Source organism: Trinickia sp. HAY1-2D, assembly GCF_056754935.1.
Map to the genome: position 1 here is coordinate 198,086 of NZ_JBPGWX010000001.1, position 15,098 is coordinate 213,183.

9 protein-coding genes are annotated in these 15,098 nt (G+C 65.9%); 2 read left to right on the top strand and 7 right to left on the bottom strand.

The features are described 5' to 3' along the window. The first annotated feature begins 85 nt into the window (after window positions 1-85). Entirely contained in the window at window positions 86-1,276 is a 1,191-nt protein-coding gene (locus tag ACR9ZC_RS00870) for an O-succinylhomoserine sulfhydrylase (RefSeq protein WP_481578732.1), read from the top strand. Here ACR9ZC_RS00870 and ACR9ZC_RS00875 read toward each other — a convergent pair. Both ACR9ZC_RS00875 and ACR9ZC_RS00880 read right to left on the bottom strand, forming a co-directional pair. Further along, complete coding sequence (locus ACR9ZC_RS00875) at window positions 1,256-2,089, bottom strand: helix-turn-helix transcriptional regulator (RefSeq protein WP_481578733.1); 834 nt, start codon at window positions 2,087-2,089, stop codon at window positions 1,256-1,258. The two genes, ACR9ZC_RS00870 and ACR9ZC_RS00875, sit on opposite strands and share 21 nt — an antisense overlap. 57 nt (window positions 2,090-2,146) lie before the next feature. Beyond that, window positions 2,147-2,488: an FKBP-type peptidyl-prolyl cis-trans isomerase gene (locus ACR9ZC_RS00880; RefSeq protein WP_173256657.1), complete on the bottom strand. Its 342-nt coding sequence runs from the start codon at window positions 2,486-2,488 to the stop codon at window positions 2,147-2,149. A 187-nt stretch (window positions 2,489-2,675) separates the two neighbouring features. Here ACR9ZC_RS00880 and ACR9ZC_RS00885 point away from each other — a divergent pair, with 187 nt between their 5' ends. Then, entirely contained in the window at window positions 2,676-3,452 is a 777-nt protein-coding gene (locus tag ACR9ZC_RS00885; RefSeq protein WP_481578734.1) for a sensor histidine kinase, read from the top strand. A 104-nt stretch (window positions 3,453-3,556) separates the two neighbouring features. Here the strand turns inward: ACR9ZC_RS00885 and treY are convergent, their stop codons facing one another. From treY to glgB, 5 genes are read right to left on the bottom strand one after another with little or no spacing between them, the layout of a single operon-like run. Then, a complete protein-coding gene (gene treY / locus ACR9ZC_RS00890) occupies window positions 3,557-6,442 on the bottom strand; it encodes a malto-oligosyltrehalose synthase (RefSeq protein WP_481578735.1) in 2,886 nt (961 codons plus the stop codon). Then, window positions 6,439-8,673, bottom strand: a complete 2,235-nt coding sequence (gene malQ, locus ACR9ZC_RS00895) for a 4-alpha-glucanotransferase (RefSeq protein ID WP_481578736.1) — start codon at window positions 8,671-8,673, stop codon at window positions 6,439-6,441. The genes treY and malQ overlap by 4 nt, the downstream gene beginning before the upstream one ends. Window positions 8,674-8,681: 8 nt before the next feature. Further along, window positions 8,682-10,631 carry a malto-oligosyltrehalose trehalohydrolase gene (gene treZ, locus ACR9ZC_RS00900; RefSeq protein WP_481578737.1) on the bottom strand — a complete coding sequence of 650 codons (1,950 nt, stop codon included), beginning with the start codon at window positions 10,629-10,631 and terminating at the stop codon, window positions 8,682-8,684. Between the two features lie 16 nt (window positions 10,632-10,647). Then, on the bottom strand, window positions 10,648-12,801 hold the full coding sequence (glgX, locus tag ACR9ZC_RS00905) for a glycogen debranching protein GlgX (protein ID WP_481578738.1): 2,154 nt from the start codon (window positions 12,799-12,801) through the stop codon (window positions 10,648-10,650). Window positions 12,802-12,854: 53 nt separating this feature from the next. Next, the gene (gene glgB / locus ACR9ZC_RS00910) at window positions 12,855-15,098 is read right to left on the bottom strand and encodes a 1,4-alpha-glucan branching protein GlgB (protein WP_481578739.1); all 2,244 of its coding nucleotides are present in this window, start codon (window positions 15,096-15,098) and stop codon (window positions 12,855-12,857) included.

Sequence of the window (15,098 nt, forward strand, 5' to 3'; positions counted from 1 at the left end):
CACCGTCATGGCGCCCCGCATGGCCTGCCGTGGTGCGAGGAGGTATCATCCCCTATTCGCCGACTCCCTCGTAGCCATTGCGACCATGAACGACCCTTTTAATCTGGACACGCTCGCCGTGCGCGCCGGCACGGTTCGCACCGAATACAACGAACACTCGGAAGCGCTATTCCTGACATCGAGCTTTTGCTTCAAGAGCGCGGCCGAAGCGGCCGAGCGCTTCAAGCATTCCGAGGACTACTACACGTACTCGCGGTTCACGAACCCAACCGTCACGATGTTCCAGGACCGTCTTGCCGCGCTCGAAGGCGGCGAGGCTTGCATTGCGACGGCCTCGGGCATGAGTGCGATTCTTTCGGTGGTGATGGCGGCGCTGCAAGCCGGCGACCACATCGTCAGCTCGCGTGCGTTGTTCGGCTCCACGCTCGGTCTGTTCACCCAGATCTTCGGCCGCTTCGGCATCGCAACGACCTATGTCGACCCGAACGATCTCGACGCATGGCGCGCTGCCGTGCGTCCTGAAACGAAGCTGTTCTTCGTCGAAACACCGTCGAATCCATTGACGGAGTTGTGCGATATCGAGGCCATCGGCCAGATTTCGAAGGCGGCCGGTGCACTGTTCGTCGTCGACAATTCCTTTTGCAGCCCAGCCGTTCAGCAGCCGTTGAAGCTTGGCGCCGATGTCGTCATGCACTCGGCCACGAAGCTCATCGACGGGCAAGGGCGCGTGCTCGGCGGGGCGCTCGTCGGTACGCGCCAGTTCATCATGGAGAAAGTGTTTCCGTTCGTGCGCACGGCGGGCCCGACGCTGTCCGCTTTCAACGCGTGGATTCTGCTCAAGGGCCTCGAGACGCTTTCCCTGCGGGCCGAGCGCCATTCGGCTAGTGCCCTGACGCTCGCGCGCTGGCTCGAAGCGCATCCGCGCGTCAAGCGCGTCTACTACCCGGGGCTCGAGTCGCACCCGCAGTATGCGATCGCGCAACGACAGCAGCGCTCGGGCGGATCGGTGCTTGCGTTCGAAGTCATCGGCGACACACCTGAGGCTCAACGTGCGAATGCCTGGCGCGTCATCGACGGTACGCGATTGTGTTCGATCACGGCCAACCTCGGCGATACGCGCACGACGATCACCCATCCGGCCACGACGACGCATAGCCGTATCACGCCCGAAGCGCGGGCGGCCGCGGGGATCACCGAAGCACTGCTGCGTGTGGCCGTCGGACTCGAGGATGCGGGCGATATCTGCGCGGATCTCTCACACGGTCTCGGTGAGTGAGCGGTTCCGTTCCACTGTCCGGGCTCCGGGGGTGGCTCGCCATTGCCCGGGCGCGATGCCGAAGCGGCGCGTGAAGGCATGCGTGAACGCGCTTTGATCGCCAAAGCCGACGCCAAGCGCCACCTCGGCCAGCGAGTTGCGCGGATCGCGCAATAGTGCGAGCGACGTGTCGAGCCGCAATCGCTGCAAATAGCGATGTGGCGTCGTGCCGAACGCCTCGTCGAAAAGCTGGTGAAAACGACGCACACCGAAGCCGCAATACGCCGCGAGATCGGCCACGCGCAACGGCTCAGATAGACGTGCGCGCAGCCAGCCGTCGATGCGTGCGAAGTCGAGCCCCGCAGCCGGCGCGGCGTCGGTCAGGCCACCGAGCATGGCGAGTGCCGAGGCGAGACGTGTGGCGGCCTCCCATCCGAATCGACGCGCCGGCCACGATCGGTCGGTGTCTGCCGCGCCCGCTGGCCCCATCTGCGCACGCGCTCGCACGACATCGGCAACGAGCGCCGTCATGGCCTCGTCGAGCGTCAATACCAGCGCTCGCGCAAAGAGCCGCTCGGGAATGGCGAGCGAGGCAGGCGGTAGATCGACCACGAGTTGCCGGTTCTCGCCGATGCCGGCGTACTCGTGCAACGCGCCTGCGGGAACGAGCCAGGCGCGGCCGCGGTCGATGCGCTCGCCGATGCCATCGACCGTCATCTCCATCGCACCATCGGAGCCGATGACGACCTGATGGAACGCATGCTCGTCGCAGGCGCGGGATTGCTCGAAGCGCCGCAGCGAAACGCCCGGTGATGAAAGGACTGGTGTGCTCATATCAGCCCGCGATGGCGATATGTGGACCGATACGGATCGCGACGAATGGACCGTCGATCAGACGTCCAGCAATTCCACTTCGAACACGAGCGTTGCATTGGGCGGAATCACGCCGCCGGCGCCGCGTGCACCGTAACCGAGCTGCGGCGGAATCGTCAGGCGTCTGACCCCGCCGACCTTCATGCCTTGTACGCCCTCGTCCCAGCCCTTGATGACCATTCCGCCGCCGAGTACGAATGCGAATGGGTCGTTGCGGTCCTTGCTCGAATCGAATTTTTGTCCGTCGGTCAGCCAGCCGGTGTAATGGACGCTGACGGTGCGGCCGGCCGTGGCTTCGGCGCCGCTGCCTTCGGTCAGATCTTCGTATTGGAGGCCCGACGCGGTGGTCACGCTCGACATGAGATTGCTCCTCGAATCGCAATGGAAAACCGCCATTGTAGGCGCTTGCCGTCAGGCAAGGTGCCTATAATGTGGTTTCCCGACATACCCGGGTCCTTCGGGAGTCGCCGACGCCAATGTCGCGACCGTGTCGCGCAGGGGCGCGCAACTCGGGGCAACCGGACACCCATCCATCCAGAGGCCGATCGTGTCGACGTCTTTCAATGCCGTTGCCGCTGCCACATCCGATGAACGCTTCGCGCGCATGCGCGCGGAGACGGCGCTGTTCATGCGCGACCACGTACTGTCGATCGTGTCTCACGATCTGCGCAGCCCGCTGAACGCGATTCATAGTTGGGCGTATGTGCTCGAACGCAAGATCGATCCGAACGATCCGGCTGGGCTGCGCGCCCTCGCGGGGATCCGTTCCGGTGTCGAACAACAAGTCAAGCTGCTCGAAGACGCTGTCGACGGTACGCGCGCCGAGACGAAAGCGTTGCCGATCGAGCGTGCGGCTTTCCAATTGCGCCCGGTGCTCGAGCGCGCCCTCGACGAGCTCAGGCGCTCGCTTGCCGAGGCGCGAGGTGTGTCGTTCAGTTTCGATTCGCCGCTCGACGGCGAGCAATGCGATGGCGACAAGGAGCGCCTGCTGCAAGCCGTATGGGTGATGCTCGCGTTCGGCGTCGAAGGCAGTGCGCCCGGCACGGTCGTGACGCTCCAAAGCAGTATCGACGGGGGCTTTTGGCGCACCGAGGTCAGCCATACGATCAACGCGGCCGCGCTGACGAATGCGGAACTGCCGCACGCGTTCGAGCCCTTCGCACGCAAGCAGGTGTTGCTGCCGCGCGAGGCAGGCCGCGTTGCGTGGGTGCTCGCGCTGCCTCAGCGCGTGGCGCTCGCGCATGGCGGCACGTTCGAGCAGAGCGGCGCCGGTGAGGGCGAAATATCGCGGCTTTCGCTGCGCGTTCCGCTGATCGCGGTCTGACCGACCCCAGCCGGATGTCAGCCGCCGTTATCGCCTGACGAAACGCGCAAACGCGCAAACGCGCAACGCCGGACGCACGGCGCAGAGCACGTTTTGCCGGACCGTCATCGCCCCGGCACGCCTTCCTCGACAAGCAACGCAACGGGCAATGCGCTCAGCACATCGCGCACGAAGAGGCGGCCGTCGTCGCCCACCTTCGGCGCCGCGGGGCTCAACCAATCGAATAGCGCACGGCCGGCGAGGGCGAGCGGCAACTCGATCGACGTATCGTTCCACCGCAGCGGATCGACGAGCGGCAGATCGCGTTGCGGCGAAAGCAGTGCGGCGGCGAGCCGGGTTCCGACGACGATGGCATATGCATCGCCGTGTCGGCGCGCGAATGCGACCACGTGCCGCGCGCCGCTACCATGCACGCGCAACGGTAGATAGGCACCCGCGAGAAAGAGCGCCGGCGAGACGGCGCGCAGCGCCAGCGCGCGGTGAACGATACCGAGCTTCACGCGCGCATCGCGCCACGTGCCAAGTCGTTCGCTCGGTGGCGTATCCGCGAGTGCGGCACGGCGTGCCTCGAAGTCGACGGGCCGGCGGTTATCGGGATCGACGAGGCTGAAATCCCAAAGCTCGGTGCCCTGGTAAAGGTCGGGGACGCCCGGCGATGCAATGCGCACGAGGGTTTGCAACAGACTGTTCACCGCTCCCGCGGGCGCGATGCGCGCGACGAACGAGGCAAGCTCGTTCAAGAAGCCGTCGCGGCGCTGCGGAGCGAGGATATCGAAGAGAAATGCGCGTGAGGCTGCCTCGTAGGCCAGATCGGGCGCCTGCCAGCTCGTGCGCAGCTTGGCCTCGCGCAGGGCTTTCAGTTGCCACGTGGCCACTCGCTCGGCGAAGGCCTCGACGCCCCGAGCGTCGGACGGGTCGAGCTCGAGCGGCCAGCAGCCCACGAGCGTCTGATAGAGCATCGCCTCGGCGCACGCGCCGGGCGCCCAGTCGCGCGATGCGGCCGCTCCAGGCGCGGCCGCATCGGCGGCCAACTCCCCTGTCGCGGTACGTCGATGCGGCGCGTTGAGTGCCGACCACGCACGCTGTACGGCGCACCATTCGCTCGCGATTTCGCTGAGCACGGCGAGCCGCGCCCGTACATCCTCGCCGCGCTTGTGGTCATGTGTGGCAGTTGTGACAAGACCGTGCGGAAAGCGCTGCGCACGCTCGAGGTTCGCCGCATGGAACTGCTCGACCGTCAACGCGAATACGCCGGGGTCGGCGCCGACCTCGTTGCGCGACAATAGCCGTCCATAGCGGTAAAAAGCCGTGTCTTCGACGGCCTTGGCGGCCAGCGGCGCGCTCAATTGCGCGAAATAGGCGCAGGCTGTGCGGCGTTCCCGGCCCGCCGCGCCGGCGCCGGCGCTTGATGCGCCCGCCTGCTCGTCGCGTGCATCGTGTCCGCCGAGCCATAGATCGATTTGATCGAGTACGGCCGAGTAGCTTGCCGGCAGCGATGCGCGCGCACCGTCCAACGCGGCTTGAAAATATGGCTCGTCATCCTGCGTCCGGACGGCGTTGTTCGGATAGATCCGATAGACGCGGAAATGCACGGCCAGCTCGGTCAACGCGCGCCGAATCGCGGTGAACGTGAAATCGCGCGTGGCGGGATGCTCGCGTGCCAACCGGTGCAGGGCGCGGCTTGCGCGATCGAGCTCGGCCGAGAGGTTCTCCGCAAGAATCTTTCGACGGGCCGCACGCGCTGTCTCGACGAACGACGTTTCACTGCCGGCGAGGTCGTTCCACCCGGCAGTGAGCGGCGCTTCGCCGTTCGGGTCGTGCAACAGCGCACCGATCCGATCCATGAAGTCGTAACCGGTCGTGCCGTCGGCGTCCCAGTCGGCCGGTAGCGTTTCGTCTGCCGCCAGGATTTTCTCGACGATCAGATATGCGCGCGCATCGCCGAGCTGGGGCGGGCGCTGTCCCTGTCGCTCCGCGAAGCGCTCGCGCAAGCGGTGGCAATACTCGCGTGGATCGACGAGGCCATCGATATGATCGATGCGTACACCGTCGATGACGCCCTCGGTATAAAGCCGCAGGATGAGCGCGTGCGCTGCCTCGAAGACTTCGGCGCGTTCGGCGCGAACGGCGGCGAGCGAGCCGATATCGAAAAAGCGCCGCCAATTGATTTCGTCGGCGGCCGTGCGCCACCAGGCGAGGCGATAGAACTGGCGCTCGAGCAGCCGATGCAGGCGCTCGCGCGATGCACCGGCATGTGGGGCATAGGCGGCGAGCGCGTTCTCGATCGCCTGTGTGCCGTGCGTGACGACATAGGCTTGCAAGCCATCGAGGGCGCTCGATGCGCGCGTGCGGTCCTCCGGCTGCGGCGTGAGGTTGTCGAAGCGTTCGGCGATCGCAGCCAGCGCCGAGTCGGGCGCGGCTTCCGCGGTTGCCCCGCCCCGCAGGATCGCCGCGTAGTCGACGGGGCAAATCGGAAAGACATGCTCCGCATAGCGTGCGGCGAAGCGCGCGCGCTGGGCATCGAACACGAGCGTAATGCGGCCAGCCGCGAGCTCCGCGCCATACTGCGCGCCGAGGCACGGAGCGAGGACCTTGCCGCGCAGGGCCGGATCCGGCGAGTGCCAGTCGATGTCGAAGTGGCGGGCGTAGGTGCTGTGGCGACCCCACTGGAGCACATCGAGCCACCATTTGTTGCCCGCCTGCCAGATGCCCATGTGATTGGGCACGATGTCGGCGACGATGCCCATTTGCCGTGCGTGCAGCGCATCGGCCAGGCGCTTTAGCGCGGCTTCGCCGCCGAGTTCCGGATTGACTATGCCGTAGTCCACCACGTCGTAGCCGTGCATCGAGCCGGGCGCGGCCGTCGTCAGCGGAGACAGATAAAGGTGGCTGACACCGAGCGCCGCGAAGTAGTCGGCGTTGGCGGCCGCATCGTCGAACGTGAATCCGCGGTGCAGCTGCAACCGAAGCGTGGAGCGCGGCAGCGTCATGATCGGCGGGGCGCCCTGTCCGGGGCTTGCGCGGGCGGCGCCGTGCCGGCGTTACCGGCGTTACCGGTGTTGGCGGTATTGCGCGGCCGCGCATGGGCGATGGCGCGCAGCCTGTCGTTGAACCCGTCGTCGGCGAACAGCGCATCGATCGATACCGCGAGACGGCGCCGCCAGTTCGGATGTTCATCCACGGAACCGGGCAGATTGGGCTGCTCGGCGAGGCCCATCAGGTCTTCGAGCGGATAGACGACGAGCGGTGCCGGCGTGGCGCACACATAGGCCAGCGCTTCGTCGATGGGCGGCTGCTCCGGCGGTGGTGCGTCGACGGCGCGCGGGGCGATGCCCGCCTGCTGGAGCGCGCGCCATAGGGCATCGCGATCGGCGGCGCGTTCCGCCTTCGCAAGCGCGACCGGATCTCGGCGATCCGGTCGCGCTGCCGTTTGTCCGATGCGGTGCCGCCAGTCGATATCGTGACCTTGCCACCAACCCGCGATCGTGGGCAGATCGTGCGTTGTCGTCGTGGCGAGCGCGCCCTCATCCCATTGCCCGGGCGCGGCAAAGCCGTTGCCGTCGGCGGTTCGCTCGAACCAGAGCACGCGCATGCCCAGCATGCCGTGATGCGCGAGGCGATCGCGGAAGCCGGCCGGCACGGTGCCGAGATCCTCGCCGATCACGACGGCATGATGCCGCCACGATTCGAGCGCGATGAGCCGCAGCAGGTCGTCGAAGGGATAGGCCAGGTAGGCGCCGTCGGCCGCCCGTGCGCCTTCCGGCACGAGCCATAGCCGTTTGAGTCCCAGTACGTGGTCGATGCGCAGGCCGCCCGAATGAGCGAAGGCGGCGCGCAGCATGTCGATGAACGCGGCGTAGCCTTGTTGGTTCATGGCGCGCGGTGAGAATGTCGTCAGCCCCCACGCTTGCCCGGCCTGATTGAACAGATCCGGCGGCGCACCGACGGAGACGCCCTGCAGCATCTCGTCCCGATACGACCACGCATGGCTGCCGGCGCCATCGCAGCCGACGGCGAGGTCGGCGATCAGGCCTATCGCCATCCCGGCATCGCGCGCGGCGTGTTGCGCGTGGTCGAGTCCTTTGGCGGCCAGCCATTGCAGGAACAGGTGAAAGTCGATCTCTTGCCGCTGCTCGCGTGCGAAGGCTTCGGTTTGAGCACTGCGCGGATGCCTCAACTCGGCTGGCCAGTCGCGCCAGTGATCGTGGCCGTGGCGGGTGCGCTCGAACGCATCGATCGCTTCGAAACGCGCGTGATCCTCCAGCGGCTGTCCGCCGCGCGCGCAAAACGCCTCGAAGTCGGCCGCATTCGGTGAGCTGCCGGCCCGATCGCGCAGACAGAACCGCTCGAACAGCGCCCGCAGCACGATGAGCCGCAGCCCCACGGCATTCGGCCAATCGACCAGCGGCTCGGCCTCCAGGGCTGCCCACGCCTGCGTCGCTCCGACGGCCTGCAGCGCGCTCTGGGCAGCATCGCGCCCGAGCACGGCCGCGGGATCGATATGCGCCACGTTCAAAAAGAGGCGCGACGACGGCGAGTACGGACTGAACTTGGTCGGTGCCGCGCTGAACATCGCATGCGTCGGGCTGATGGCCAGTGCATTCGCGCCGCGGCGCGCACTCTCGATCGCAAACGCGGCGAGCGCGGAGTAGTCGCCGATGCCGCCGTCCCCGTCGCGGCGCAGGCCGTACAACTGCGCCGCGATGCCCCATAGCGCCGGGCGCGCTGCTGCGATGCCGGCTGCGCGGCAGGCGTCGGCCACGGTATGGCAACGGCTGGGCGCAACGGCCAGCTGCACGCAATGATCATCGACGCAAAGCGTGTGGTAGCCGGGCTGCGAGACAGGGGCAAGCAGCGCCGTTTCGCCCCTCGGGGTGCCGAGACGCCCTTCGATCGATTCGCCGCCTTCGAGCTCGATCCGATATCGGCTGGTCGGCTTTACGGCGTGTGCGGGCAACGCGATAGCGTGGCCGCATTCGGCGGTGATGAGCGGCGGCAACGTGTGAGCGGCTTGCTCCGCATCCAGCATGGCAAGGCTCGCTTGCGCTTCGCGGCGCGTGCGGCAGGGCAGCCCCAGTGCATCGAGGAGCGTGGCGAGCGTGTCGTGCGGCACTCGATGCTCGTGGCCGTTTGCGTCCTCCCATCGCACTTCGAAGCCGGCGCGGGTGGCAAGACGCTCGATCGCGTCGTGTTCCGATCGGTTGGGCGGGGCCTTTGCCATGATCGCGCTCACGTGTCGCGCCGCTGTGCGTCGACGGCGCGCGCATCGTGCCGCAGCGCATAGCTGTTGACGTCGCCGGTCAGCCAGGCGATGCAGGCGTAGGGCGGCAGCTCCCCGGCGTCCACGGCATCGCGCGTGCGTGGCGGTGTTTCGAAAACGACCATCCCGTCGGGCCGTTCGGGAAACGGTAGCGGATCGGGTGTGAGATTCAGGGCGATCGACAAGATCTCGCCGTCGGCGAGCCGCCAGCGCGCGACGAGCGCATTGGCGTCGAGTCCGCTTGGCATTTTCAGCACCGATGCGCCGAGCGCGCGCGAATGCTCGATGCGCTGCGCGATCAGTTTGGCGCGCACCGCCAGCGCGGAGCGATAGAAGTGCAACCAGGCGTCGTGCTCGCCCACGGGGCTCCTACGCGGTGTCGTTTGCGTCTCGCAGACATCGTCCGGTGCCGGCGGCGAAGACAGGGCGAACGTCTGCGCGGCATTCGGATCGGGAATGCGGGCACGCCGTTCCGGATCGCTGAATGCGGCGAACTTCGCGAACTCCTGCCTCCGCCCTTCGCGTACCGCGTCGGCGAGTTCGCCCGCGTAATCGGTGAAATAGAAGAACGGTTGCGTGGAGCCCGATTCTTCCTCCATGAAAATCAGCGGAATTTGCGGTGCGAGCAGCACGAGCGCGCTCGCGGCGAGCAGTGCCTGCGGCGCGCACAACGTGCGCAGACGCTCGCCGAACGCGCGATTGCCGACCTGATCGTGATTCTGCAAGAACATCACGAACGAGGTGGGCGACAGATGCGCGCTCGGTTCGCCGCGCGGCGCGCCATCATGGATGGGCGAGGGCTCGCCCTGGTAGGCGAAACCTTCGGCCAGTACGCGTGCGAGCTTCTCGATCGGCTTGTCGGCGTAGGCGCGGTAGTAGCCCTCGTGCTCGCCGGTCAACAGTACGTGCAGCACGTTGTGCGCATCGTCGTTCCATTGGGCGTCGAACGGACCGTCCAGCAGGCTGGCCGTGTTGTGCTCGTTCTCGAGCACGAGATGGACATGGCGACCGGGCTCGACCGAGCGGCGCACGCGTTCGCCCAACTCGCGCAGCCATTCGTCGTTGCCGATGGCATGCACGGCGTCGAAGCGCAGGCCGTCGAACCGATATTCGTGCAGCCAGTAGAGCGCATTCTGACAAAAGAACTCGCTGACTTCCATGCGAGCGAAGTCGATCGCGGCGCCCCATGGCGTTTTGACGTCGCTGCGAAAGAACGACGGCGCATAGTGCGGCAGATAGTTGCCTTCGGGACCGAAGTGGTTGTACACGACATCGAGGAAAACGGCGAGGCCGTGACCATGCGCTGCGTCGATCAGCGCCTTGAGGTCTTCAGGGCGTCCGTAGGACGAATCGGGCGCGAACGGCAGTACGCCGTCGTATCCCCAGTTGCGGTGGCCGGGAAAATCGTTGAGCGGCATCAGTTCGATGGCCGTGACCCCGAGCTCGGCGAGCCGCGGCAAGCGCTTGGCGATACTCGCGTAGCCGCCCAGCGCGCCGACGTGCATCTCGTAGAGGACCGTTTCCGTCCAGGGCCGGCCTTGCCATTCGGCGTGTTGCCACGCGTAGGCGCGCGGCGCGATGACCTCGCTCGGACCGTGCACGTCTTCCGGTTGAAAGCGCGAGGCCGGGTCCGGTACCGCGAGGCGGCCGACGCCGTGGTCGCTGTCGATCAGATAGCGATAACGCGCGCCCGCGCCGCACGCGGCCTGCGCCTCGAACCATCCGTTGCCTGTCGCATGCATGTCGACGAGATCCGTCGACGCGTTGTATTCGATTTCAACGCGCACCGCCTTGCATGCCGGCGCCCAGAAGCGAAAACGCGTACGCGGTTGCGCGCCCGGTGCGGTATCGAGCAGGTGCGCGCCGAAGGGCAGACAGTGCGCGTGTCGGACGGCGCGGTCGAACGGATGTTCGTGCATGAGACTGATCCTTCCTTCAGCGATGAGTGTCGACCGCTGCGGTGCTATCGTGCGCGGCGGATGCGCCGGCTTGCGGCGGCTGCGCGCAAAGAACGGCAAACCCGTGTTCGCCGAGAACGAGCGTTTCGCCTTCGAGGCGATGAGAGGGAACCTCCGGCTCTGTACTATCGATCAGCACGTTCCATTCCAGAGCGGGCGCGGGCGGCGTGAACGCGAGCGGCATCGGGCCCCCGTTGAGCATCAGCAACAGCACTTCGGTCTCACCGGTCATGCCGGCTCCTGCACGGCGCAGCGTGAGTGCCCGACCCTCGGGGTCCTGCCACGCTTCGTCCGTCAGCGGTTGGCCGCGCTCATCGAACCAGCCGACGTCCTTGATGCCGGGCAACACATCGTCCGCGCCGTGTAGAAACCGCGTGGAGCGCAGCAGCGGGTGGCGCTTGCGCAGCGCGATGAGCCGCGCGACGAATACGACGAGCGCCTGCCCGTCGCCGGTTTCGGCCGCGTGCCAGTCGAGCCACGAAATTTCGTTGTCCTGACAATACGCATTGTTGTTGCCGCCTTGTGTGCGGCCGAATTCGTCGCCGGCCGACAGCATCGGCGTGCCGAGCGAGGTGAAGAGCGTCGCCAGCATGGAACGCGTGACGCGAGCGCGAGTGGCGACGATCGCGGGATCGTCGGTCGGGCCCTCGGCACCCCAGTTCGCGCTGCAGTTTTCGTTGTGCCCGTCGGCGTTGTTTTCGCCATTGGCTTCGTTGTGCTTTTGCTCGTATGAGACGAGGTCGGCCAGCGTGAAACCGTCGTGCGACGCGAGATAGTTGACCGACGCCCATGGCCGCCTGAAGCGATGATCGAACAGCTCGGCCGAACCGGCGACGCGCGCGGCGAGCTCGGCGCGGACATTCGAATCGCCGCGCCAGAAGCGCCGTACGCAGTCGCGAAATTTATCGTTCCATTCGGCAAAGCCGGGTGGATGCCGGCCGACCTGGTAGCCGCCCGGGCCGACATCCCAAGGCTCGGAAATCAGCTTGCGTTGCGAGAGAATCGGGTCCTGGCGAATCACATCGAAAAATCCCGAGCCGGGATCGAAACCGGTGCCTTCGCGGCCGAGCGTCACACCGAGATCGAAACGAAAGCCATCGACGTGATAGGCATTCACCCAGTACCGCAGCGAATCCATGACCATCTGCAGCACGCGCGGGTGCGAGAGATTCAGCGTATTGCCGCAGCCCGTATCGTTGATGTAATGGCGCTCGTCGCCGGGGATCAGACGGTAGTAACTCGCATTGTCGAGACCGCGCCAGCAGACGGTCGGCCCGAGCTCGTTGCCTTCGCACGTGTGGTTATAGACCACGTCCAGTATCACTTCGATGCCCGCGGCGTGAAATTGACGTACGGCGATGCGGATTTCACTGAGCCGGCGCGTGGAGAGGTAGGCGGGGTGCGGCGCGAAAAAGGTCGCCGTGTTGTATCCCCAGTAGTTCGACAACTGGCGCTCGAGCAGGAAGCGTTCATCGAGAAACGCATGGATCGGCAAGAGCTCGATCGTGGTGATGCCGAGTTTATGCAGATGATCGATCAAGCGCGGCGATGCAAGCGCAGCGAAGCTGCCGCGTTCGTGGGGACGAATGTCATCGTCGGTCATCGACAGGCCTTTGACGTGCGCCTCGTAGACGATCGTTTCGGCCCACGGAACCTCGGGACGCACGTCGTGCGACCAATCGAATGCTTCGTCGATGACGACGCACTTCGGCATGGCCGGTGCCGAATCGCGTCGATCGATCGACAGATCGTGGCGGTTCGAATGGACGCGATAGGCAAAAAGCGCATCGGACCACCGAAACGCGCCGGCGAGCTTCTTCGCATAGGGATCGAGCAACAGCTTCGATGGATTGAAGCGATGACCGTCATAGGGATGATAGGGGCCATGCGCGCGAAACCCGTACACCGTGCCTGGATGGGCGCCGGGAAGATAGCCGTGCCAGACCTCGTCCGTACATTCGGGCAATGGGTAGCGGGCGAGCTCCTTATGGCCTGTCGGATCGAAGAGACAAAGATCGATTTGCTGCGCGTTGGCCGAAAAGACGGCGAAGTTGACGCCGAGTCCGTCCCACGAAGCCCCAAGCGGATACCCTGCACCGGCCTCGAGTCTCTCGGGTAATGCGTTCGCCATGCCCCGTCATCCTTTTCGGTTCGTATGGTTCGTATCGTGGGGTGCCGCTCACGTCAGTTCGCGCGCAGCACGATCGTCGCGAGCGGCGGCAGCGTCAGCAGCAGCGACTGAGGCTTGCCGTGACTCGCGACGTTTTCGGTCACGGCGACACCGCCGTTACCGACATTCGATCCTCCGTAGATGTCCGCGTCGGTATTGATGATCTCGTGCCACGGGCCCGCACGCTGCATGCCTATTCGGTAGCCGTGACGGGGGACCGGCGTGAAGTTGCAGACCACGGCGACCTCCCTGCCGGCGCCGTCGCAGCGCCGGTACGCGAGCACGCTGTTTGCGCTGTCGTCGCCGACGAGCCATTCGAAGCCGCCCGGGTCCGAATCGAGCGCATGCAGTGCCGGCTCCGCGGCATACAGACGGTTGAGGTCGCGTACGAGCAGTTGCACGCCGCGGTGCATCGGGTCGTCGATCAGATGCCAGCGCGGCGAGCCGTCGTGATCGAACTCGGTGTCCTGCGCAAACTCGCCGCCCATGAAGAGCAGCTTCTTGCCGGGATGGGTCCACATGAAGCCGAAATACGCACGCAGATTGGCGAAGCGCTGCCACCGGTCGCCCGGCATTTTGCCGAGGAGCGAACCTTTGCCGTGTACGACTTCGTCGTGCGAAAGCGGCAGTACGAAACGCTCGGAATACGCGTAGACCATACCGAACGTCATGTTGTGATGGTGGTAGCGTCGATAGACCGGGTCTTCCTGCACGTAGTGCAGCGTGTCGTGCATCCAACCCATGTTCCATTTGAAATTGAAGCCGAGTCCGCCATCTTCGACGCGCGCCGTGACGCCGGGCCATGCCGTCGATTCCTCCGCGATGGTGATCGCACCGGGTACCCCCGGTGCGTAGCCCACTTCGTGATTGACGCGTTTGAGGAACGCGATGGCTTCGAGATTCTCGCGGCCGCCGTAGATATTGGGCACCCATTGGCCTTCGGCGCGCGAATAATCGCGATAGAGCATCGAAGCCACGGCGTCCACGCGCAATCCGTCGACGTGATAGCGCAGCAGCCAGGCGAGGGCGGAAGCGATGAGGAACGCGCTGACCTCGTGGCGACCGAGGTTGTAGATCATCGTGTTCCAGTCCTGATGGTAGCCCTCGCGTGGATCGGCATGCTCGTAGAGCGGGGTGCCGTCGAATGCCGCGAGACCGTGCGCATCGTTCGGGAAGTGCGCGCTGACCCAGTCGAGAATGACGCCGAGCCCCGCTTCGTGCGCGCGATTGACGAATTCCGCGAAACCTTCGGGCGGGCCGAAGCGGGCCGACGGGGCGAACGGCGAAAGCGGCTGGTAACCCCAGGAGCCGCCGAACGGATGCTCCGCGATCGGCAGGAATTCGACATGCGTGAAGCCCATGTCGAGCGCGTAGGGGATCAGCCGCTCGGCCAGCTCGGACCAGTTCAGCCCGCGATGCCCAGCTTCATCGATGCGCAGCCACGATTCGGGATGCACCTCGTAGATCGAAATGGGCGCGTCGGGTGTTTGCAACGATCCACGGTTCGCAATCCATGCACCGTCGGTCCAGCGAAATTGCTCGATACGCTCCACGTCGGCCACGACCGATGCGGTTGCCGGTGTGCGCTCCGTTTGCATGGCGCAAGGATCGGCCTTCAGCGGCAGCGTGTGGCCGTCTCTCGCAATGATTTCGTATTTGTAGGTCGCGCCTGCCGCGAGGCGCGGGACGAAGAGCTCCCATACCCCGGCGACGTGCCTGAGCCGCATGGGGTGGCGACGGCCATCCCATGCATTGAATTCGCCGACGACCGAGACACGCCGCGCATTGGGTGCCCACACGGCAAAACGCACCCCCGGTATGCCGTCTTGCGTGCACGGCCGCGCGCCGAGGCACTGTATGACGGCGTAGGGGTCCGCCCGCGCGAGCCGTTGCAGTGCGTCTTCGTCGAGCACGGACCCGAACGAGTAGGTGTCCTCGATTTCTTGCTCGACGCCATGCCAGTCGATGCGCAGTCTGTAAGGTACGGCGCGCTCGACGAAGCCCGCGAACAGGCCGCCCGCGGCGATCTCGGAAAGTTGGCCGAGCACAGCGCCGCTCGCGCGGTCGATGACAGCCACGTGCGCCGCGCCGGGCAACAGGGCGCGCACGACATGGCCCGCGCTCGTCGAATGCATGCCGAGCCGCGAGAACGGATCGGGATGGCGGGCGTCCACGAGCGCCTCGATGTCGACGGGATCGAGCCCGATCGACGGATTGCGGTCGGCACCGGAGTGGCGGGGGAAGGATGTATCGTTCAT

What these genes read in the sequence shown, in the direction of transcription:
- treY (WP_481578735.1), bottom strand. Translation starts at nt 6,442, where the DNA reads ATGACGCTGCCGCGCTCCACGCTTCGGTTGCAGCTGCACCGCGGATTC.
- glgB (WP_481578739.1), bottom strand. Translation starts at nt 15,098, where the DNA reads ATGAACGATACATCCTTCCCCCGCCACTCCGGTGCCGACCGCAATCCG.
- malQ (WP_481578736.1), bottom strand. Translation starts at nt 8,673, where the DNA reads ATGGCAAAGGCCCCGCCCAACCGATCGGAACACGACGCGATCGAGCGT.
- glgX (WP_481578738.1), bottom strand. Translation starts at nt 12,801, where the DNA reads ATGGCGAACGCATTACCCGAGAGACTCGAGGCCGGTGCAGGGTATCCG.
- ACR9ZC_RS00875 (WP_481578733.1), bottom strand. Translation starts at nt 2,089, where the DNA reads ATGAGCACACCAGTCCTTTCATCACCGGGCGTTTCGCTGCGGCGCTTC.
- ACR9ZC_RS00880 (WP_173256657.1), bottom strand. Translation starts at nt 2,488, where the DNA reads ATGTCGAGCGTGACCACCGCGTCGGGCCTCCAATACGAAGATCTGACC.
- treZ (WP_481578737.1), bottom strand. Translation starts at nt 10,631, where the DNA reads ATGCACGAACATCCGTTCGACCGCGCCGTCCGACACGCGCACTGTCTG.
- ACR9ZC_RS00870 (WP_481578732.1), top strand. Translation starts at nt 86, where the DNA reads ATGAACGACCCTTTTAATCTGGACACGCTCGCCGTGCGCGCCGGCACG.